2 protein-coding genes are annotated in these 429 nt (G+C 32.4%); both read right to left on the reverse strand.

All coding sequences use genetic code 11. From position 1 onward, the window contains the following. The coding region (locus RM704_RS45795) for a DUF6911 family protein (protein WP_438822585.1) at positions 1-224 on the reverse strand (224 nt) is incomplete at its 3' end. Further along, positions 221-429, reverse strand: a 209-nt coding sequence (locus RM704_RS45800; RefSeq protein WP_498076459.1) for a cytidine deaminase-like fold-containing protein, incomplete at its 5' end; no start/stop codon positions are given. The genes RM704_RS45795 and RM704_RS45800, both read right to left, overlap by 4 nt.

Consider the following 429-nt stretch of genomic DNA (forward strand, 5'->3'; position numbering starts at 1 on the left):
GGTAAATAATATCCTTTTTCAAAATAGATAGTTAATTCAGTATTGCCAAATTCAGGCTCAGGAATAATTCTGAAAACAAGGACTCCGGCTTTTTTTTCAAAATTTGATACAGAAAAAAAGTTATTTATTTCTTTAATGTTAGGATTTTCTAAAATAGGGATTTGGATTCGTTCTCCATTATCTGTAATAAAAAATCCACCAAAAACAATTGTTGATGTTTTCATTTTCTCTCCTTAATTGATTTCATACCAGGCGTCCAATAGTAAGTTTTATTTTTTCCTGTTACATTATCTGTCGCATTAACAGTCAGTGATTTCAGTCCAGAAGCTTGAGCAGCAGCTGCAATATCTCCTTTACAATAACCGCAAACATCTTTTCCTGAAACTGTCATTGTCATAGATGCCCCTTTCGTTTCACCTGCATTATAAG

Source organism: Streptomyces gottesmaniae, from assembly GCF_031845845.1.
GTDB classification, from domain to species: Bacteria; Actinomycetota; Actinomycetes; order Streptomycetales; family Streptomycetaceae; genus Streptomyces; species Streptomyces akebiae.